Below are 20,666 nucleotides of genomic sequence, written 5' to 3'. Positions count from 1 at the left end.
TTGTAATTATGGGTATAGAAGAAGAAATATTAGTTTTAAGCGGTACAGCTAACCCTCAGCTTGCTAAAGATGTTGTTGATAATTTAGGTATTAGATTAGGTAATATGCAGATACGCAAATTTGCCGATGGTGAAACCTTTGTTCAAATAGAAGAAACCGCTAGAAATAAAGACACATACATAATTCAGCCTACAGGAAGACCATCTAGTAATGAAAATTGGATGGAATTATTCTGTGTAATAGATGCTTTAAAAAGAGCTAGTGCTAAAAGAATTACTGCTGTTATTCCATATTATGGATATTCTAGACAAGATAGAAAAAATGAACCTAGAGTACCTATAACTGCTAAATTAGTGGCTAACCTTTTACAAGCTTCTGGTGTTCACAGAGTTTTAGCTCTTGATTTGCATGCTGCTCAAATACAGGGCTTTTTTGATATACCAGTAGATCATATGCTTTCTAAAAATGTTTTCTTAGATAAAATAAGAAAGGATATAGATATATCAAATGCTATGGTTGTTTCTCCAGATATAGGCGGTGTAGGAAGAGCTAGATTTATAGCAAAAACTCTTAATCTTGACATCGCTATTATAGATAAAAGAAGAGATAGAGCTAATGAATGCGAAGTTATGAATGTTATTGGTAATGTAGAAGGTAAAGACGCTATTATTATAGATGATATTATTGATACTGGCGGAACATTACTTAAAGGTATTAAAGCTCTTAAAGATGCCGGTATGAGAAAAATATACATCTTTATAACTCATGCAGTATGTTCTGGCGATGCATATGAGAGAATTAATGCTAGTGAAGTAGAAAAACTTTATATTACTGATAGCTTAAGAGTAATGACAGATAGATTAGGCAGTAAAATTGAAGTGCTTTCTGTTGCTCCTGTTATTGCTAATGCTATTAAATATATACATTTAGAACGTTCTATAAGCGTTTTATTTGATCAGTAAAACATTATTTTTTGAAGGAAATGAAAATGAGTGAAAATTACACTATTAAAGCTTTACAAAGAGATACTACTAAAAAAAGCGTTGGCCGTAAATTAATCAATGACGGATATGCTTTAGCTACACTTTATGGAAGAGGCAAAGAATATTCTATTGCTGTAGAATTAAAAGAATTCGTAAAAATATTCTCTTTAGCAGGACAGCATGATATTATTACTTTAGATATAGAAAATGATCAAAAAAGAGAAGTTTTAGTTAAAGACTATCAATTAGACGGAATTAAAAGAACTATCAGACATATAGATTTCTACGAAATAGATAGAAACAAAAAAATCAAAACTTTCGTACCTATTCATATTGAAGGAACCCCTGAAGGCGTTCGTTTAGGCGGCGGTACATTAGAACAAGTTGAATATGAATTACCTATAAAAGCTTTCCCTGGTTCTATACCTAGAGAAATTACTATTGATGTTACAGAACTTAAAGTTGGAAGCAGCTTACACATAAGCGATATTAAATTCCCTGAAGGTGTAGATCCTGTAGGCGATGGCTCTAAAGCTGTTGTTACTGTTGTTACTACACAAGAAGAAGATACTCCTAACAAAGGTGCTGCTGCTGAAGCATAATAATATTACAGGATAATCTTATTTTATGATGAAATTAGTTATGGGACTTGGCAATCCTGGAAGTAAATATCAAAATCATAGACATAATGTTGGTTATATGATACTCGATAAGGTTGCCAAGAAACTTAATGTAGAATTAGATATTAAAAAAAAGAAAACTGTATTTGGCAAGGCTAAATATGGTAAAATTGAATATCTTCTCTTAAAACCGCAAACTTTTATGAATCTTTCTGGAGAGGCCGCTTTATATATGGCTAGTTTCATGAAAATTGCTGTTGATGATATTATTGTTATATATGATGATATGAATATACCTGTGGGTGAGTTTAAACTCGTAGTTGCTAAAAATGATACAGATGATAATGATAATGAAGAGAAAGAAGGCCCTATAAAGCATAATGGAATAAAAAGTATAGAAGAATCATTAAAAAGCAATAATTTTACTAGAGTTGGTATTGGAATAGGTACACCTACAGAAGATCAAGAAATGGCTGACTTCGTTTTATCCCCTTTCACAAAAGATGAAAGAAAAAAAATAAAAGATATAACTGACGATGTAGTTAATGCCATATGTAAAATTTTATTTGAATCTAATAATAAAACATCTAAAAAGAAGTATCTATGACTAAATTAGTAATTGGACTTGGTAATCCGGGTGAAGAATATAAAAATCATAGACATAATATAGGCTTTATTATTATTGATAAATTAGCAGAAAACATATCTCTCAAATTCGATAACAACAAAAAAAAATCTTTGTTTACAAGAACAAAATATAATAATATAGATTTGATACTATTAAAACCTCAAACTTTCATGAATCTATCTGGAGAATCCGCTGTTTATATATCAAAATTTTTTAATGTAAAAATAGAAGATATAATAGTAATATATGATGATATGGATATACCATTTGGAACTTTTAAGATAAAGAAGGGAGGAAGTTCCGGAGGACATAATGGTATAAAAAGTCTAATAGCTCAATTACAGAGTGATGATTTTATTAGGGTGAGAGTTGGAATAGGAAGACCTAGTTTTGGAAAAAAAGTTAATGATTATGTTTTATCCTCTTTTAGTAAAAGTGAAAGAGAAAATATAGATAATGATTTAAGCAAAGATATAATAGAAGCTATAAAGACTATATTATTCGAATCATACACTATAGCACAAAATAAATATAATAAAAAAATAAATAATAAGGATATAAACAATGATTAAAATTATTGCCAAAAACTATGTAAAAAAAGATAAAAAAGAAGATTTTTTAAAACTAGCTAAAGAATTAATATTAGAAAGCAGAAAAGAAGGCGGATGTATAGCTTATGACATTTATGAAAGCACAGATGGAAAATGTTTAACTTTTATAGAAGAGTGGAGAGATGAAGAAGCTATAAAATCTCATAATAACAGCACTCATTTCACAACAATAGTTCCTAAATTAGGTGAATTTATTGACGGAGAAATGGACGTTGCATTATACAAAAAAATAGATTTATAATAAAGAAATTAAATACCTTAAAACTTTTAGAGTTATAGTGTATAATCTTAAAATTAATTATTATATTTAAGGATATTTATGATACTTAAAGAACTCACTCTGCGTTCTTTTAGAAATTATAATGAAAATACATTTGAGTTTTCAAAGCATATTAATATTCTATATGGAATGAATGGATGCGGAAAAACTAATATATTAGAAGCTATATATATTCTTGGAAATGGCATATCATTTAGAACTCGCTTAGATAGAGAGTTAATAAAATATGGAAATGATAATTATTTTTTAAGAGGAATATTCAAAGAAGATGATTTGAATTATGATACTAATATAGAAATAGTATATCAAAAAAAAACAAAAAAAGTATTTATAAATAAAAAAGAAATCCCTTCAAGAAAAAATTTAATAGGTAAAATACTTTATGTTATATTCTTGCCGAATGATACTGACATGGTAACACAAGAGCCTAAACTTAGAAGAGATTATTTTAATATGCTAATCTCAAGTATTTCAAATGAATATCTTTTATCTCTTATAAAATACAATAAACTTCTAAAAATGAGAAATATTTATTTAACAACAAGCCCAAATGATGCTAATATTTATAATGAAGATATAGCAAAATTATCTTTATATATTGCAAATGAAAACAAAAAATATTCCATGCTTTTAGAAGAAAAGATGAATGAAATATATAGAACTATTTTTAAAAATGATAATCCTTATAAAATAAAATATTTATCAACTATAGAAGATATAGAAAATGAAAATGAGTATGTAAAAAAGCTAGAAAACACAATAAAAGAACAAATAAAAATGCGTACTACATATTTTGGAATACATAGAGCAGAGTATCAATTCTTCTATAAAGATTCTCTATCAAGAAAATTTTCTTCTCAAGGTGAAAAGAGAATGCTTACACTTATAATGAAACTTGCAAGCGAAAAGATATTAAATGAATACAGAAAAAAATCTCCTATACTATTAATAGATGATGCTATGCTTGAGCTTGATAATATAAAAAGAGAAAGTATTTTAGAATATATAAAAACATTAGGACAAGTATTTATCACAGTTACAGAAAAAGAGAAACTCTCAAAATTTCAGGAAGATAAAGTCTTTGATATTGTAAACATAAGAAATTAATCTTAAATATTATTTAATAAACTTCTTTACATTATAATTGTTTATGTTAAACTTACTATAAATAATCAATGAAAACGGAGTGTTATATATGGGATTATTCTCTAAAAAAATTCAAATAAAAGCACCTATTAATGGAAAATTAATTGATATTACAGAAGTGAAAGATGAAGCTTTTTCAAGCAAAGCACTTGGAGACGGAATGGCTATTGTACCTTCTGAAGGTAAAGTATATGCTCCTGTAGATGGTGAAATTATTACTATGATAGATACAAATCATGCTATAGGTTTATTATCTGGGGGGGTTGAAATATTAATACATATAGGAATGGATACTGTAAAACTTGGCGGTAAATATTTCAAAGCTCATGTTAAAGAAGGAGATAAAGTAAAAGCAGGTACTTTACTTATAGAGTTTGAAAAAGAAGAAGTTGAAAAAGAATATGATATAACATCTCCTATAATAATGTCAAATTACGGCGAATTAAAATCTCTCACAAAAACAGATCCAAGAGAAGTAAGCACAGGCGACATTATAATGACAGCTGTGAAATAATTTTTTGAAAAAATAAAATTATAAGGGGCTTTTAAAAGTCCCTTTTATTATATAATTTTTTATTCAACTTTTTCCCGCCGCAAAAAGTTGCAAAAAGTGCAAATGTTTTTACTATAAATATTAGGAATATTTAAAAATATAAAACAATATTTGTATTTTGATAAATTTAAAAATTTTTAGTATATACACCTATTAATCAACATTATAATCTTTAAGCTTCCTGTAAAGCGTTGCACGCTCTATACCTAAAATCTTTGCTACTTGTGCTTTATTAAAATTATTTTTACTTAAAAGATGATTTATATATTTTTTCTCAAGTTCTTCTAATGTCATCTCTTTGTCTATTACAAAATCATCCCCGCTAGAGTTTAAAACCCAATTAGGAATATTACTTTCATCTATCTTACCATCTTTAGACATCACAACCATAGTCTCTACAGTGTTTCTAAGTTCACGTACATTACCGTCCCAATTTAAAGAAGATAATAATTTATATACTTTTTTATCTACATTAGTAATCTCTATATTATGAACCTGAGAAAACTCTTTGATAAAATTATCTATAAGCAAAGGTATATCCTCTCTGCGTTCTCTAAGAGGAGGCATCTCTATTTTTATAACATTAAGCCTATAATATAAATCCTCTCTAAACCTACCCTCTTTCACTTCATCTAATAATTTTTTATTTGTAGCAGCAATAACCCTAATATCAACATTAATAGGAGTATTAGAACCTACCCTCTCTATCACCCTCTCTTCAAGCACCCTCAAAAGTTTTACCTGAACAACCTGATTAATCTCCCCTATCTCATCTAAAAATATAGTGCCTTTATTAGCAGCCTCAAACCTACCTATTTTTTTGTCTATTGCACCTGTAAAAGAACCTTTCTCATGCCCAAATAACTCACTCTCTAAAACACCCTCAGAAAGTGCTGCACAGTTTACTGTAATATACGGTTGTTTGGCTCTGTCTGATATTTGATGAATTGCATTAGCAACTAATTCTTTACCTGTTCCGCTTTCGCCCTCTATAAGCACAGTAGCCTTTGTTCTTGCAACTTGTTTTATTGCTTCATACACTTTAAGCATCTTACTGCTATGGCCTATCATTCCATAAAAACTTTCATGATAGTCTACTCTTTTTTCTAATGTTTCATTTGTCTTTTTTATGTTTTTATTTTCTAATGCCCTCGCTATAATAAGAAGCATTTTGTCAATATTAAAAGGCTTAGTCATAAAGTCATAAGCACCAAGACGCATCATATCAACGGCGGTCTCTATATTGCCATGCCCTGTAAGTATTATAACTGGTATATGTTTATCAAACTCTAGTATGTCATGCAAAAACTCTTCTCCAGTCTTTTCAGGCATTTTTAAGTCTGTGATAACTAAATCAATTCCGCCTTTATAAACTGTCTCTATTCCCTTCTCTCCGTTTTCAGCCGTAACTACTTCATAACCCTCATACTCTAAAGACTTCTTTATACCGTCTCTTATGTTTTTCTCATCGTCTATAACTAATATCTTAGGCATAAATTAAAAATCACTCTCCAAAAATTTTTGATTCTCAAGCATCAACGGCAGCTTAATAATAGCCTCGCTTCCAATTCCATATTCGCTTTCTATATTAAAACTGCCATTATGTGCCTCTATTATTCGTATAACATTCGTAAGCCCCAAACCTGTGCCGTTTCTTTTGGTTGTAAAATAGGGCTCGTATATTTTTGATAACACCTCTTCTTTTATACCAATTCCTGTATCTTTAATTGATATTACAGCATTATTGTCTATTAGCTTTAATTTTATTAATATATTATTCTCATCTAATTTAAACTCTTTGTGCTTTTTCTTTTCTATAATAGAATCTATTGAGTTTTGTATTATGTTAATTAAACATTGCTTTATATATCTTTCATCTATTTTTAAAATTAAATTCTCTATATCAAATTTTATATCTATTTTTATATCATTATTTTCTATTTCATATTTCAAAAAATCAACAGTAGAAATTATCAAAGAGTTTATATTAACATCTTCCAAATTAAGCACCAATTTACGCACAGAAAATAAAAATGAATTAATAGTATCTTCAAGCCTGCTAATCTCCTCTTTAATAATATTACAATAATCCTTAAACTCATTATAACATTGGCAATCATTATCCATATTTTTTTTAATAATTTTTTCTATCAACTGCACATATATAGAAATAGAGCCTAGAGGGTTTTTTATTTCATGAGCAACCCCTGCAGCAAGTGTTGTAAAAGAAGCTAACTGCTCAGCACGTTTGAGTTTTTGAGCAGATTCATAACTTTTTGTAATATCAAATATTTTTATTAAAGTTCCTATAATTATTCCAGAATCTCCAAGAGGCAAAATATCTATTTGAAGCATTCTGTCATTTTTATCATCTTTTATAATTTTGGTATCTGTGTTATTTGCTTCTAATAGTTCTAATATTAATCTTCCTATGTCTGTATTATTTATACATTTTGAAATTGCTTTATCTTCTGAGTTTCTTGGAATAGATAAGAAAAAACATGCCTTTTTATTTATACCTTGAATTATACCGTTTATGTCTATTGCTATTATGCCTTCTTCCAAATTCTCTATTATGATATTTTGAGAATTTGACAGTAAAGCAAGTCTTTCAATTATTCTTTTCTTTTCTATGTCCGATACTTTATCGAAGTTTTTTATTATCTTATCAAAAAATTGATTTCTTCTATTCATTCTAAAAGTATAATAAAAAAATAAAAAACTTCAATACTTTACACAAAGAAACATTTATTTCATTTTATAATTCTTTATAAGCTTCTTGAAATAAATATTTAAAAAATTTTCATTATTCAATCTTTCAATTAATACCATTTGTTTTGCATTATGATAATGAAATTCATATTCTTTAAGAACAGAAGAGGAGTATTTAGTGGCTTTTATTAAAAGACTATTATCATATATTCAGCCTACAATTTTTTCTTAATAGTAAATTACATATTTGACCATTATAGATATATAGTTTATATATTATAAATCGCTTAAACAATTCAATATAAAATTCAAATACTCTACACTTGAAGACATAAAAATCTATAAACTTTTTTAGTCTTCAAGTATATTCATATCTTAAAATTAATGCAATAATCAGCTATATAAATTAAATGTATTAATTTTTTATCTAGAAAGCTCTCTCATCAATTTTTCGTTTTCTCTTTCTATTTTTTCAATCTGTCTTCTTTGATCCGCAATAAATTTATCGATATTTTCAAAAATTTTGATCATATCCTTATTGTTTTTGTCAACTTCTTTCATTATAGTTTTGATTTTAATTTCTGTAAGCATTTTGCCCTCCAAAATTTATATTATTAAAAATTAAATTGATTATCATAAATAATTTCACAATTTTTATATTTTTCAAACCATTTAGAATTCTCCGTATGAATGGGAATTATATATTTAGGTTCGGTTCTTTTTATCAAATTGTCTATGGCATTTACATCCGCATGTCCGCTCGTATGTAAATAAACAGTTTCAACTCCTTTATTTTCCATAAATTTTATAAAATTACTCATATCCTCATTTTCCAAATAACCTTTCCACATTGAATAAAAGAGAATACCTCCGTTAAAAGAAATTTCATTTGATAATTTTTCCAAATAACTTTTCATTGAAGATCTTACGCACATAATAAAATTTTCTTTTGCTATTCCCTTCCTGCCTATTTTTTTATCTCTATACGATTTTAATATTTCATAATTTTTATTACTAGGCATGGTTAAAAATACCCGTACATTTTTAAAATCTTTTGGATTTGGTATATTATTTCCTGCTATTGCCGTTATACTTGCCATATAGGTATCCTGCAAAAATATTCTATTAGTCTTTATAGCTACTTTATAAAATGTAACTATTCTATCGATATTTGTAGAAGGCATTAATACAAAAACAGGATAATTATTGTTTTGTATAGTTTCCACGGCATTTTTTTCCAAGTCTTTTTCTGTATATGAATAAAAGTTTTCTCTTGAAAGAGTAGTTCCCTCGGTTATTAAAACGTCTACTTTATCAAGCCTTTTCAGTAAAGAGTAAAAGCTTTTTCTTCCGCTCGCTCTGAAATCTCCTGTATAAAGTATTTTTTTATTTTTAGAAAATAATGATATCATATATGAATCGAAAGCAGAATGATCACATAATATAGGTTTTATATTAATATCTCCTATATAAAATTCTTTCTCAGACCGAAAAAAATTTGATATTTCAACTGTATCATTATTCAAATATTCCATTGAAGTTTTATAAACATTATAGGCTTTTTCACCCATAAAAATAGAGATATTCGGCAATATATTATTAATCAACCCTATATGATCTCCATGATAATGGCTAATTAAAACAGCATTATAATTTGCTTCACCTTGAAATAATCCATTTACCAAAGGAACATCTGGAATTTTCTCATCCAACTCAATTCCAACATCGAGAATTATTTTAGTACTTTCTGTACTAACCTCTATTATATTTCCTCCTATTTGATTTTGTCCTCTAATAATACGAATATGCATATATTACAACTTTATATTTGCAGAAACCAAATACGCTTTAATCATGCTGTCTAAAATATTTATTAAAGAATCAATTTCTTCATCAGTTTGTATCTTATTTGACATTATAATAGTTATAGTCTGATTTTTATAAAATGCTTCAGACATCTTATTGCTATATAATTTAAATATAAAATCTCTAATGTTAGAAGCTATTTTCTCATATCTTTCTTCTAATTCCTCAGGTTGCAATAATAAACCTTCAAAGAAAGTGCCTTTATTTAAATGAAAATCTATTTTTATATCATTTCTGTTATAATTACTTTCTTTTATTTCAGGAAATCTTACAAACCATCCAGAATTTTTTGAGAAATTAGCTCCTTTATAAAAATTATTCATGTCTGTAAACATATCATAACCATAAAAGCCTTGTTTATCTATATCGCTCTTTTTTATGATAGTTCTGTTATTTTGAGCCCAACTATCCAGTTTATTTTTAAATCTATCTTCAAAATTTATATTAATTTTTTTACTAAAAAAATCTCTAAAAATCAACAGCAACACCATTACTGCCACCATAGTTGCAGATATATCTTTTACGGCACCGGCTATAGACGTCATTTCATATCCGCTAAAATACATTTCCATTACGGCTGCAACAATCGATACAAGACCAAAAATACCGCCAAAAATAGTTTCAGCATTTACTTCTTTCATAATATAATCCATCCTTTTATAATGTTATAATTATTTTGTTTTTTAATATAAAATGGAACAATGTCTAGTTTATTCATCAACTCTTTTAAATATTTGCAATTATCTATATCCTGCATTTCTTTATGTTGATATCCTCCAAAAAATACTAATGGAGACGCTTCAATGATAGAATCAGTGGGCAATTTAAAATCATCCAAAAATTTTTCCGTATCTATAGTTTTAAAATATGTATAAGCTTCTAAAACACATCTAAGCATTGTTTCTTTGCTGTCTTCTCTTTTTAGTTCCAAAATATGTACGGTTTTATTTTCATCTATACTTATAATATCAATTTTTCCTGCTCTATCGCTTCTCTTGTTTTTTAAAGGAGTTTGATAATCTATAATTTTTCCTACAATTGGAAGCTCTTTGATTCTAAACAATTCCATTGCCAGCAATTCCTCTTCACGATTTGAATTATCGTTATCGGGAATACCATCATGTGTATCAACTTTATAAGAAGAAAAACGAGTTATTTTTTCTATTTTGTTTAATAAATAGATATTCTCTATAAGCCATTTTGAAACTACCTCTGTATATTCTTTATTCGTATCTATAGTTTTTCCTCTATAATTAATAAAATCTTTTTTATAAAATTCAGACATATTCTTTGAACTTTCTTTTACCATTTCTATAATTTGATTTTCAGTATATCCTCTGCCCATAATATAATCCTTATATTAAAGTTAAATATTTTTGCAATATCAAAACCGAGCAATTAAAAAAGTTGTAAATGCACTTAAAAAAATATTTTAAATAAAAAGTTTTAATTAATGCGATGCGATGCGATGCGATGCGATGCGATGCGATGCGATGCGATGCGATGCGATGCGATGCGATGCGATGCGATGCGATGCGATGCGATGCGATGCGATGCGATGCGATGCGATGCGATGCGATGCGATTAAGAATTACATTTTTTATCATAATAGATATCATATTATAAATTGATATTTTTGTCAATCATTTTTAAGAAATATAAAACTGCATGAACTATTAAAAATTATAGCATAAGGTCAAAAAAATTTACAAATATTTTTGATAAATATTGTTATAAAATGAAATTAGAACGAAAATATATTTCTATAGCAGCACCAAGATATAACAGACTTGCAGAAATGCTACACGGAATATATGAAAAAATTTTTCTTACGATTAAATAAAAATATAACTGTAAAATTATTAAAACAAAAAATTAGGATAATATACTAACTTTTATAACAATTCAGATCGATTTCTCTGTTAGGTTGTATTACAATCAAAGATAGAATCAAAAATATTATAGTAAGAAAAAGTACAATATCTATAGCTTCATGACAATATAATTATAAAAAGAACTTGACTATAAATAAAAAGTTTATTATTATATAATAACTATTATTAATAGAAGAAGCGGATTTTACGAGGAGTATAAAAAATATATGATTAGAGAATTAGTGATTTATGGAGATGAAAGATTAAAGCAAAAATCATCTTATGTTGAAAATGTAGATGAAGAGATTTTAACTTTAATAGATGATATGTTTGAAACTATGTATAAAGCTAATGGTGTTGGGCTTGCTGCTGTACAGGTGGGAGTATTAAAAAGAGTAATAGTAATATCTGTACCTGATTTTGATGATGAGACTAAACCTGATTTTAAGTTGGCTTTAATTAATCCTGAAATAATTTGGCATGGAGAGGAGACTGAAATATTAGAAGAGGGTTGTTTATCTTTTCCTAAAATAAGCGATGAGGTTGCAAGATACAAAGAAATAAAAGTAAAATATATAGACAAAGAAAATAAAGAGCAAATATTAGAAGCTAAAGATTATATAGCTAAAGTTCTTCAGCATGAAATAGACCATACTAATGGAATTACTTTTATAGATAGGCTTGAATCATATCAAAAAAGAAGATTAAAAAAAGAGTTAAAAGAACTTAGAAACACTCATAAAAAAACTGTTTCAGCATAAAAATATATTATGATTAAAAATATAATATTTGATTTAGACGGAACATTGATAGATTCCATTCCAGATATAAATGCAAGTGTAAACAAAACTTTGGAATATATCAAATTCCCAAGTTTAGATATAGAACACACAAAAAAATATGTGGGCAATGGTGCTAGGCTTTTAATAAATAGAGTGTTAAATCATTTTTCTGATAAATACAACAAAAAATATTTAGAAAGCATAGAAAATGATGTGTATAACTTTTATATTGATTATTATAGTAAACACTCTACAGAAAATACAAAGCTTTATGACAATGTATTAGAAACACTTAAAACACTTTATAAACTCAATATTAATATGTTTATAATATCAAACAAGCCAAACGAGATAACAATAACAACAGCAAAAAAACTAAATATATTTAATTATTTCAAAGCTGTTATAGGCGATGGAATATATCCTTACAGAAAGCCAGATATAAATATTTGGTACAATTTAAAAAAAGACTATAGTCTAATAGAAGAAGAAAGCATTATGGTTGGAGACGGCATTCCAGATTATGAGTTTGCAAAAAATGCTAACATAAAAGTATTAATTGCATTATACGGCATCACAGACAAACAAACTTTATTAGACCTTAAAAATGATTATTATATAAACAGTTTCAAAGAAGTGGAAGATTTTGTATTAGGTTACAACAAGTAAAATTTGCTGCTTTTTTAAATTTGCTGTATTATTTACCGCACGCTAAACTAAACAACAAATATTAATAATTTTATAAAATAATTTTAATTATGTTTTTAAGCAAGCTAAACGTGCGGAGTGAAAATTCAAAAAACTAATAAAAACTAGGGTGGGAGTGCTTCTTTTAATAAAGCAATAAAATTAATGAATGTTCTATTTTTAATTAAAACAATAAACCTTATAGGGCGGGGAGTGTAAATAATTTTAAAAAAAGAGAGACCCTTGATTAAACAAAAGCCCCTCTTTAATTTTTTATAATATAGATTTTCCCATTTCAAATGCTTTGTTTAATAATTCTTTTTTACATTTAATATCTCCAACATTAAACACTCCTCCAGCTATTAAATATCCCAAATCTTTCCATCCAAGATAATTTAATAAGTAATGATAATATTCTATAACAGGCTTAGAATTATTTTCATCATCTCCCTCTGCTGCCATAAGCATAAAACACTCTTTATACGGAGTTTTATAATTCGGGTCTATTTCTGTAACAGCAAATAATCTATCTATAGCTATCTTTAATTGAGCAGAAAAAGCCCAATAATACATAGGTGAAGCCAAAACAAGTATATCTGCTTCTTTATAATGCGGGTATATTTTTAACATATCATCTTTTTGAGAACAAGGGCTATCTGGATTTTTACCTCCTTTCAAACAACCCTTACAGCAATGTATATCCATTCTATCTAAATCAAATCTCATTATATCATTTCCATTAAGCTTAGCACCCTTTGTAAACTCTTCTATTAAAGAAAAAGTGTTGCCGTTTAATCTTGGGCTTCCATTTAATATTACTATTTTTTTCATTTTTTACTCCTGTTTATAAAATAACTATTGATATTATAATTATAGTGTTATATATTATTATAATCAAGTACTAACAAAAATGTTATATACTAACTAAAAGTAAAGTATAAAGGTGTATTTTTATGAAAAAAGATAATTTAAAAGAAAAATATATGGAAGATACAGGATTCGCTTATACAATGTCTTTAATATCTGGTAAATATAAAATGATAATACTATATATATTATCAGAATTAAAAATTGTAAGATATAATGAATTAAAAAGAATAATATCAAGCATATCTCATAAAACGTTGAGCGTAACTTTAAAAGAATTAGAAAAAGATGATTTAATTAGCAGAAAAGAATATCCTCAAATACCGCCTAAAGTAGAATACAGCTTATCAAAAAGAGGAAAATCTTTAATACCTATATTAGATGCTATATGTATATGGGGGGAGAAAAACAGAAAATGATATATATTAAAAAATTTTATTTAGTATTCCCCACCCTATAGTCTTGCTGTGTTCACTCTTAATTTTGCATTAATATTCTTTTTTGCTTTAAATTCTAATTTTTGCCCCCATCCAAGACTTTTTTAAATTTGTTACATTCTCTGCCGCACGGTAAACTAAACAACAAATATTAATAATTTTATAAAACAATTTTAATTATATTTTTAAGCAAGCTCAACGTGCGGAAATGTAGACTAAAAATTTTAAGTTTCTAAAAACTATATTTTTTTAATTATTTGCGGGGACTAGCCCCCGCACCCCCAGTTCTTTTGTTGTCACAAAGAACCAAAAAGACTGCATTATTAGATTATATTTACATATTATAAGTTATAGTTTAAGAAAAGTATATAAGAATAAAATTTTTTACATCCTAATCAAAACAACAGAATGTTTTAAGAATGACAGCAACAAAAAATTGATATAAAATGCTTTTTTGATAAAATAATAATAACTGTGGCGGAGAGTGTAAATAATTTTTTAAAACTAAAAAGAGAGACTCTTTATTAAATAAAAGCCTCTCTTTAATTTATTGTATTATAAAATATTATTTTTCAGTATTGTCATAATAAGCATAGAAAAACTTATGTTTACCAAGCACATCATACTGAACATCTTTTAAATTATCATTTACCAATAAAGGCAAAGTGTAATAATATATAGGAATTATAGCCATGTCTTCCATAAACAATTCTTCTGCTTTATGAAGTAAAGGCATTCTTATATTATTGTCATCAGTAGAAGAAGCATTAGCCAATAATCTGTCATATATAGGACTATTATAGCTTTCAACATTCTGAGGGCTGTAACTTAAAAACATACCCAAAAAAGTCATAGGGTCATCATAATCACCAATCCATCCATTTCTTGCTATAATATAAGTTCTGCTATAACGTGATGCTTGGAATACTGCCCACTCTTCGCTTACTATAGTAGTGTCTATGCCTAAATTATTTTTCCACATCTGCTGAACAGCTTCAAATACTGCAGTATGCTCACCCGGGTTAGTTTTAAACTCAAGTACAGGGAAATTCTCTCCATTTGGATAACCTGCTTCAGCTAATAATTGTTTTGCCTCTTCTATGTTTTTTTGATAATCTTCAGGATTTAAACTAAAACTATTTACACCATTATCTCTAAAGCTTCCATTAACATCAGATATTTGAGGAGGAACAACAGCAGCAGCAGGAGTCTGACCTCCTCTTGTAACCTGCTCTACTATATAATTTCTGTCAATAGCCAAAGCTAATGCCCTTCTCACCCTCTTATCTTTCAATGCTTCATTAGTAACATTTAAACTATAATAATATAAACCTAAATATGGTTTTATTTCTAAATATCCTTCCTCTTTTAATGTATCCATATCCTGTGCAGGTACTCTGTCAGAGAAATATATAGAACCGTCTTTTATACCAGCAACCACATAAGTAGGATTATCCATCAATATAAAAATTAACTTCTTAGGAACTATAACATCAATATTCCAATAGTTAGTATTCACTTCCATTACTATTCTGCTATCAATTTGTCTTTCAGTCATTTTAAAAGGACCATTTCCAATATAAGTATCAGCACTCATAGTCCAAGTATCAGGATTAGCCTCAACAATATCTCTTCTCAAAGGGAAATACACAGGATAAGCCATAAGCTGATCAAAATATGGTGTAGGAGCTTCTAAAGTAACCTCTAAAGTATTGTCATCAATAGCCTTAACCCCTAAAGATTCCACAGGCATCTCACCAGCAGTAATCTTTTTAGCATTTTTTAAAGGCTCCATCTGATAACTATAATTAGCAGCAGTTTTAGGGTCAGCAGCCCTTCTCCAGCTATATACAAAATCATCAGCCACAACAGGTTTTCCGTCAGACCATTTAGCATTGCTTCTAATATGAAATACATATTTAGTACCGTTATCAGTAACGTCCCAACTCTCAGCCACACCGCCTACAATTTTACCATCTTTATCTTTTTGCGCTAACCCCTCAAAAGCATGTATTATATAAATACTGCCATCTATAGCAGAGTTTAATGTTGGGTCTATAGTTTGAGGCTCAGGACCAACATTCAAACGCAAAACTCCATCTTCATGTATGCTTCCGCCGCCGCAAGAAGCAAATAAGAACAGAGAATAGGATAATAATAAAAACTTGACAACCTTACTCATAATTATAACTCCAATATCTATTTTTTCATAAATAACATTTTATAGTAATAACTCTGAAAGGTCAAATTTTCAATATTAATTTTTAAGTATAAAAAAGAGTTTTTGTATGATATTGAATTTATAAAAAAATTATACTTATTGTCAAACTAAATTAACAAATATTTATAGCAATTTTTATCAATATTTATTATCATTAATATATAAATAAAATATTATTTGCTATTATTTTTTAAGCATGTCATTGCCGAAAATAATAACAGAAAATTAATTTTTTGCTGGGATATATATGTCTGAAGAAATAAACAACAATGAAGAAGTAAATGAACTAAATAATGAAGCACCTAAAAAAGCTATCAAGAAAAAAGTAATAGTTAAATCTAAAGAAAAAATAAAAGATTTAGATTTATCAAAATATGGCACAAGAAGACAGGCTAGAATATATGCAGTTATGGCTTTATATTCATATGAAATAAATGAAAAAAAAGCAAATATAAATGAAATATTAAATTTTGAATATGATGATAAAAAAGCAGCTAATAGTAGTTTTACTAAAGAGCTCGTTGAAGGCACTATAAACAATTTAGAAAAAATCGACAGCATTATAGAAAAATATTCTAAAAACTGGAACATTTCAAGAATACAATATGTAGATAAATCTATAATAAGAATGTCTATATATTCACTTATATATTTAAAAGATATACCAAAGTCTGTAGTAATAGATGAGGCTGTAGAAATAGCTAAAATATTTGGTGATAAAGATTCTTATAAATTTGTTAATGGGATTTTAGATGCAATACAAGAAGAAGATATACAACAAAAAAATTGAAAAAAAACTTCAAAATATACGAATCTTTGTATTTATATTATCTATAGGAGCATTGGGCTTAATATCTATAATATCTTTAAATGTAGCTATTAATCAAGGCAAAATAAAATTAAACCCAAGAATAGTAGATGAATATACTTTAGCACAAGAATACTACAGAAAAAAAGATTATAATAAAGCTAAATCAATATTAAAAAAAGAAATAGCAACAACTATAGACCCAAAAAAAGAATATGAGGCTAATATTTTATTAGGCAAAATATATAATGATACAGAAAATTATGAAGAAGCTCTAAAAATATTTAGTTCTGTAAGCAATTCTTTATATTTTGATGAAGAATTAAAACACAATATAGGAATCACATATTTAAATATGGAGATGTATGATGATGCTTTGGTAACATTAGAAGAGGCATTGTCTATTAATTCAAACTATGTTCCTACCCTACTTACTATAGGTAAATTTTACATGGATAGAGATTTACCGCGTTTAGCTAAGGGGTATTATGAAAGAGTGCTCAAACTTGAAGAGAATGATGAGGCTATGTTTAATGTTGGTATAATAGCCCTAAACGAAGGAATGCAAAGTTTAGCTTATGATACTTTAAGTAAGCTAGTGAGAAAGAGCAATAATGAATATGCTGACATGGCTGCTAATGTGCTTGGTGATATATATGTTATAGCAGGAGACACTGACAGCGCTATAGAAATGTATTTAAAAAGTTTAGCCAATTCCAAAACACAAGTAGAATCTGTAAAGAGATTAGTAAAAGTATATGAACAAGTTGAAGATTATGATTCTATTAAAAAGGTTTATGAGCAGATATTAAATCAAAACCCTAATGATATTGATACTATGATAGCTTTGGGTAATTTATATGAAGAAGAAAATAATTATGATAAGGCTATAAAATATTATTACAGATTATCCAAAATAAAAAACTACACAAATGCTTATGAGGCCATAGGACTGCTTGCAAATTCATACTATAAAGGAAATAGATTAGATGAGGCTGAAGATAATTATAAAAAAATCATAATATTAGATAAAAAAGATGATTTATATAAAACAGCTTTAGAGAGACTTGGGGATATTACTTACAGACAAAAGAATTTCACAGCTTCATTAAAATATTATAAAGAAATATATACAATAGAAACTAATAATGCAATATTCAAACCAAGATTAGGTGAATTAGAATTATATTATGGAAACTCAGACAGAGGAATTAAATTACTTGAAAACTCAATAAAAGAATCTATAGGAAACGCTTTTCCTAGCAGAACTTTAGCTATATATTATGAAAGCATCGGCAATTATAATGAAGCTTTAAATTATTATAATTACACATTGTCAAAATATCCTAGTGATAGAGAAAGTTTATATAGGGCTGGCATGCTATATTATAAAAACAGAGAATACAAAAAAGCAAATGAATCTCTGTTAGTAGCAGCTAATGATGAAAATAATACCACATTTATAAGAGAAACAGCTTGGAAAACATTAGCTACTATGATGGAAGAGATTCGTTTATATAATGAAGCAAGCTCATATTATAGACAACTCGTAGAAATGTCTCCTAAAGTGGAAAATTACATGCTTTATGGTAATTATTGTTATAGAAGACTTCAATATGATGATGCTATATATGCTTATAGTGAAGCTTTAACTATAGCAGAAAATAAAAAAGAAATGTTTGATATAAATTTAGCTTTGGGTAAATGTTACTTTAGATTAAATGAATTGGATAATGCAGAAGAAAGCTATAGAAATGCTTTAAGCTATAACGGAGGAGATTATCAAGCAAAAGAAGGTTTAAGACAGGTATTAAATAAAAAAAATAATTTATATTAATATAATTAATTGACAATAGTCATTAGTAAAATATACTATTTATATATAAAATATTGGAGTTTATATATATGAAAAAAGTTAGCATTATTTTACTAATGATTTTTTTTGTTTTATCATCATGCAATAATAATAATACAGAAAAAAAATCTACAAACAATGGCAAATTAACTATCATACATATGAATGATACACATGGACGAGATGAAGAAGAAATGATAGTAAACAAAGAAGTAACTCCTGCAGAAACTAATTATATGTATGGGGCTGCAAGAAGAGCTAAATATATAAAAGATGTAGAAGAGACAAATAATAATGTTTTAATTCTTCATGCGGGAGACACTATTACAGGAAGCGTTTATTCTACAGTATTTATGGGCAGAGATGAAGTTGATATTATGAACATGATTGGGGTCGATGCAGCTACAGTTGGAAACCATTTTGTAGATTATGGGCTTGATAATTTTACTCAAATAATGAAAGAGAGAAAATTCCCTACTCTATCTATAAACATAAAAAATAAAAACGACAATAGTTATTATGCTTTGCCACATATTGTTACAAATGTAAACGATCTTAATGTAGCTATAATAGGCATTACAACTACAGAATCAGTATATAGTGCATCAAGCATTAAAGATTTAGTATTTGAAGAAGAGATAGAATCATTAAAAAATTTCTTAAAATCTACCCCGCTTAATACAACTAATGATGTTACAATACTTTTAAGCCATGTTGGTTATGAAATTGACAAAAAGATTGCCGAAGCTTTTCCTAAAACTTTTGATGTAATAATTGGAGGACATAGCCATACTGTTTTGGAAGAAGCAGATATTGTTAACGGTACGCCTATAGTGCAGGCTGGAAGTTATGGAATGTATTTAGGACAAATAGATTTATCTGTAAATAATGGAAAAATAGAAAAAATTGATTATAAACTTATACCTATGGACAGCAATATAGAACAAGATACTGATATGCTTGCATTTATTGATGAGATGAAAGGCACAGTAGATAAAGAGTTTAATGTAAGAATAGGAAGTTTACCTATAGAGCTTAGTCAAGATGGAATAAGAACTAATTCTATGGCTATAGGAAATTTTGCCTGTGATTTGGTGTTAGATTCTTATGACAACGTAGATATTGCTATAATAAACTCAGGAGCATTAAGAACATCTTTGCCATATGGAGATATAACTTTAGGTAAAATACAAAATGAGTTTTTTCCATTTAATAATCAGGCTGTAATAGTAATGCTAAATGGAAAAGATTTACTTGATATGATAAAAATATCTTATACCAAAAAAGGCGGCGGCGGATTTTTACAATATTCAAGAGGTGTTGAAGTAAAATACGGCACAGATGGAAAATTAATTTCAGCTAAATTAAATGGAGAAGACATAACAGAAAATAAAGATTATGTAATAATCATATCAGACTTCATTTTAGATGGAGGAGATGGCTATAAGGATGCTGACGGCAATCCTATAGGGCAAAAGGGTAAAAATATAGTTATGACTGGTAATGATATGCGTGATGCTATAATATCAAAAATCAAAGAGCTTAACAATATACCAGAAAGCTATATAGATAATAATCCTAGAGTAATATTTGAATAAAATAATATAATATTCCATTTAGAGAGTCTGTTTTTTTAATGAAGCAGGCTCTTTATTTTTTATAGAATGCTTTTTAAAATATCCTTGTAAAAAATTAGTATATATGTTAATTTTTATATATATAATATTATATAATTT

22 protein-coding genes are annotated in these 20,666 nt (G+C 27.5%); 14 read left to right on the top strand and 8 right to left on the bottom strand.

Annotated features, from left to right (window positions below):
- The first annotated feature begins 8 nt into the window (after nt 1–8).
- The 7 genes from GQX97_RS09295 (at nt 9) to GQX97_RS09265 (ending at nt 4,782) form a co-directional block, all read left to right on the top strand.
- Complete coding sequence (locus tag GQX97_RS09295) at nt 9–962, top strand: ribose-phosphate pyrophosphokinase (protein WP_157151659.1); 954 nt, start codon at nt 9–11, stop codon at nt 960–962.
- 26 nt (nt 963–988) lie between these two features.
- Complete coding sequence (locus GQX97_RS09290; protein WP_157151658.1) at nt 989–1,585, top strand: 50S ribosomal protein L25; 597 nt, start codon at nt 989–991, stop codon at nt 1,583–1,585.
- Nucleotides 1,586–1,610: 25 nt separating this feature from the next.
- Nucleotides 1,611–2,210: an aminoacyl-tRNA hydrolase gene (gene pth / locus GQX97_RS09285; protein ID WP_157151657.1), complete on the top strand. Its 600-nt coding sequence runs from the start codon at nt 1,611–1,613 to the stop codon at nt 2,208–2,210.
- Nucleotides 2,207–2,803, top strand: a complete 597-nt coding sequence (pth, locus tag GQX97_RS09280) for an aminoacyl-tRNA hydrolase (RefSeq protein WP_157151656.1) — start codon at nt 2,207–2,209, stop codon at nt 2,801–2,803. Before pth (GQX97_RS09285) ends, pth (GQX97_RS09280) begins: the two co-directional genes overlap by 4 nt.
- The gene (locus tag GQX97_RS09275; protein ID WP_157151655.1) at nt 2,796–3,083 is read left to right on the top strand and encodes a putative quinol monooxygenase; all 288 of its coding nucleotides are present in this window, start codon (nt 2,796–2,798) and stop codon (nt 3,081–3,083) included. Before pth (GQX97_RS09280) ends, GQX97_RS09275 begins: the two co-directional genes overlap by 8 nt.
- A 78-nt stretch (nt 3,084–3,161) precedes the next feature.
- Nucleotides 3,162–4,229 carry a DNA replication/repair protein RecF gene (gene recF, locus GQX97_RS09270; protein WP_157151654.1) on the top strand — a complete coding sequence of 356 codons (1,068 nt, stop codon included), beginning with the start codon at nt 3,162–3,164 and terminating at the stop codon, nt 4,227–4,229.
- Between the two features lie 88 nt (nt 4,230–4,317).
- On the top strand, nt 4,318–4,782 hold the full coding sequence (locus tag GQX97_RS09265; protein ID WP_157151653.1) for a PTS glucose transporter subunit IIA: 465 nt from the start codon (nt 4,318–4,320) through the stop codon (nt 4,780–4,782).
- Nucleotides 4,783–4,974: 192 nt separating this feature from the next.
- Here GQX97_RS09265 and GQX97_RS09260 read toward each other — a convergent pair whose 3' ends face one another.
- The 6 genes from GQX97_RS09260 to GQX97_RS09235 all read right to left on the bottom strand — a co-directional run bounded on the left by GQX97_RS09260 (nt 4,975) and on the right by GQX97_RS09235 (nt 10,744).
- Entirely contained in the window at nt 4,975–6,315 is a 1,341-nt protein-coding gene (locus tag GQX97_RS09260; RefSeq protein ID WP_157151652.1) for a sigma-54 dependent transcriptional regulator, read from the bottom strand.
- 3 nt (nt 6,316–6,318) lie between these two features.
- Nucleotides 6,319–7,515, bottom strand: coding sequence for a PAS domain-containing sensor histidine kinase (locus GQX97_RS09255; RefSeq protein ID WP_157151651.1), 1,197 nt, complete (start codon nt 7,513–7,515; stop codon nt 6,319–6,321).
- A 441-nt stretch (nt 7,516–7,956) separates the two neighbouring features.
- On the bottom strand, nt 7,957–8,124 hold the full coding sequence (locus GQX97_RS09250; protein WP_157151650.1) for a hypothetical protein: 168 nt from the start codon (nt 8,122–8,124) through the stop codon (nt 7,957–7,959).
- A gap of 23 nt (nt 8,125–8,147) precedes the next feature.
- Nucleotides 8,148–9,344 (bottom strand): MBL fold metallo-hydrolase, encoded by a 1,197-nt coding sequence (locus GQX97_RS09245; RefSeq protein ID WP_157151649.1) that lies wholly within the window; start codon nt 9,342–9,344, stop codon nt 8,148–8,150.
- A gap of 3 nt (nt 9,345–9,347) precedes the next feature.
- Entirely contained in the window at nt 9,348–10,040 is a 693-nt protein-coding gene (locus GQX97_RS09240) for a hypothetical protein (protein WP_157151648.1), read from the bottom strand.
- Nucleotides 10,037–10,744, bottom strand: coding sequence for a hypothetical protein (locus tag GQX97_RS09235; RefSeq protein WP_157151647.1), 708 nt, complete (start codon nt 10,742–10,744; stop codon nt 10,037–10,039). Before GQX97_RS09235 ends, GQX97_RS09240 begins: the two co-directional genes overlap by 4 nt.
- 113 nt (nt 10,745–10,857) lie before the next feature.
- Between GQX97_RS09235 and GQX97_RS15155 the strand changes: the two genes are divergently transcribed.
- The 3 genes from GQX97_RS15155 (at nt 10,858) to GQX97_RS09225 (ending at nt 12,724) form a co-directional block, all read left to right on the top strand.
- Nucleotides 10,858–11,025: a hypothetical protein gene (locus tag GQX97_RS15155; RefSeq protein ID WP_368666564.1), complete on the top strand. Its 168-nt coding sequence runs from the start codon at nt 10,858–10,860 to the stop codon at nt 11,023–11,025.
- 475 nt (nt 11,026–11,500) lie between these two features.
- Nucleotides 11,501–12,034 carry a peptide deformylase gene (gene def / locus GQX97_RS09230; protein WP_157151646.1) on the top strand — a complete coding sequence of 178 codons (534 nt, stop codon included), beginning with the start codon at nt 11,501–11,503 and terminating at the stop codon, nt 12,032–12,034.
- Nucleotides 12,035–12,043: 9 nt separating this feature from the next.
- A complete protein-coding gene (locus tag GQX97_RS09225; RefSeq protein ID WP_157151645.1) occupies nt 12,044–12,724 on the top strand; it encodes an HAD family hydrolase in 681 nt (226 codons plus the stop codon).
- Between the two features lie 291 nt (nt 12,725–13,015).
- Here GQX97_RS09225 and GQX97_RS09220 read toward each other — a convergent pair whose 3' ends face one another.
- On the bottom strand, nt 13,016–13,573 hold the full coding sequence (locus GQX97_RS09220; RefSeq protein WP_157151644.1) for a flavodoxin family protein: 558 nt from the start codon (nt 13,571–13,573) through the stop codon (nt 13,016–13,018).
- A 122-nt stretch (nt 13,574–13,695) separates the two neighbouring features.
- Between GQX97_RS09220 and GQX97_RS09215 the strand changes: the two genes are divergently transcribed.
- Entirely contained in the window at nt 13,696–14,028 is a 333-nt protein-coding gene (locus tag GQX97_RS09215) for a helix-turn-helix domain-containing protein (protein ID WP_115599641.1), read from the top strand.
- Nucleotides 14,029–14,611: 583 nt separating this feature from the next.
- On the opposite strand, the gene GQX97_RS09210 is transcribed toward GQX97_RS09215, so the two are convergent.
- Nucleotides 14,612–16,228, bottom strand: coding sequence for a peptide ABC transporter substrate-binding protein (locus GQX97_RS09210; protein WP_157151643.1), 1,617 nt, complete (start codon nt 16,226–16,228; stop codon nt 14,612–14,614).
- A 286-nt stretch (nt 16,229–16,514) separates the two neighbouring features.
- Between GQX97_RS09210 and nusB the strand changes: the two genes are divergently transcribed.
- The 3 genes from nusB to GQX97_RS09195 all read left to right on the top strand — a co-directional run bounded on the left by nusB (nt 16,515) and on the right by GQX97_RS09195 (nt 20,528).
- A complete protein-coding gene (gene nusB / locus GQX97_RS09205; RefSeq protein WP_157151642.1) occupies nt 16,515–17,057 on the top strand; it encodes a transcription antitermination factor NusB in 543 nt (180 codons plus the stop codon).
- The gene (locus GQX97_RS09200; protein ID WP_157151641.1) at nt 17,020–18,912 is read left to right on the top strand and encodes a tetratricopeptide repeat protein; all 1,893 of its coding nucleotides are present in this window, start codon (nt 17,020–17,022) and stop codon (nt 18,910–18,912) included. Before nusB ends, GQX97_RS09200 begins: the two co-directional genes overlap by 38 nt.
- 68 nt (nt 18,913–18,980) lie before the next feature.
- Nucleotides 18,981–20,528 (top strand): bifunctional UDP-sugar hydrolase/5'-nucleotidase, encoded by a 1,548-nt coding sequence (locus GQX97_RS09195; RefSeq protein WP_157151640.1) that lies wholly within the window; start codon nt 18,981–18,983, stop codon nt 20,526–20,528.
- The last annotated feature ends 138 nt before the right edge of the window (nt 20,529–20,666 follow it).

The sequence above is a fragment of the Brachyspira sp. SAP_772 genome (genome assembly GCF_009755885.1).
In the GTDB taxonomy this organism is placed as follows: Bacteria; Spirochaetota; Brachyspiria; order Brachyspirales; family Brachyspiraceae; genus Brachyspira.
The sequence above is the reverse complement of the archived record's forward strand: the minus strand, read 5'-3'. Positions and strand labels throughout refer to the sequence as shown.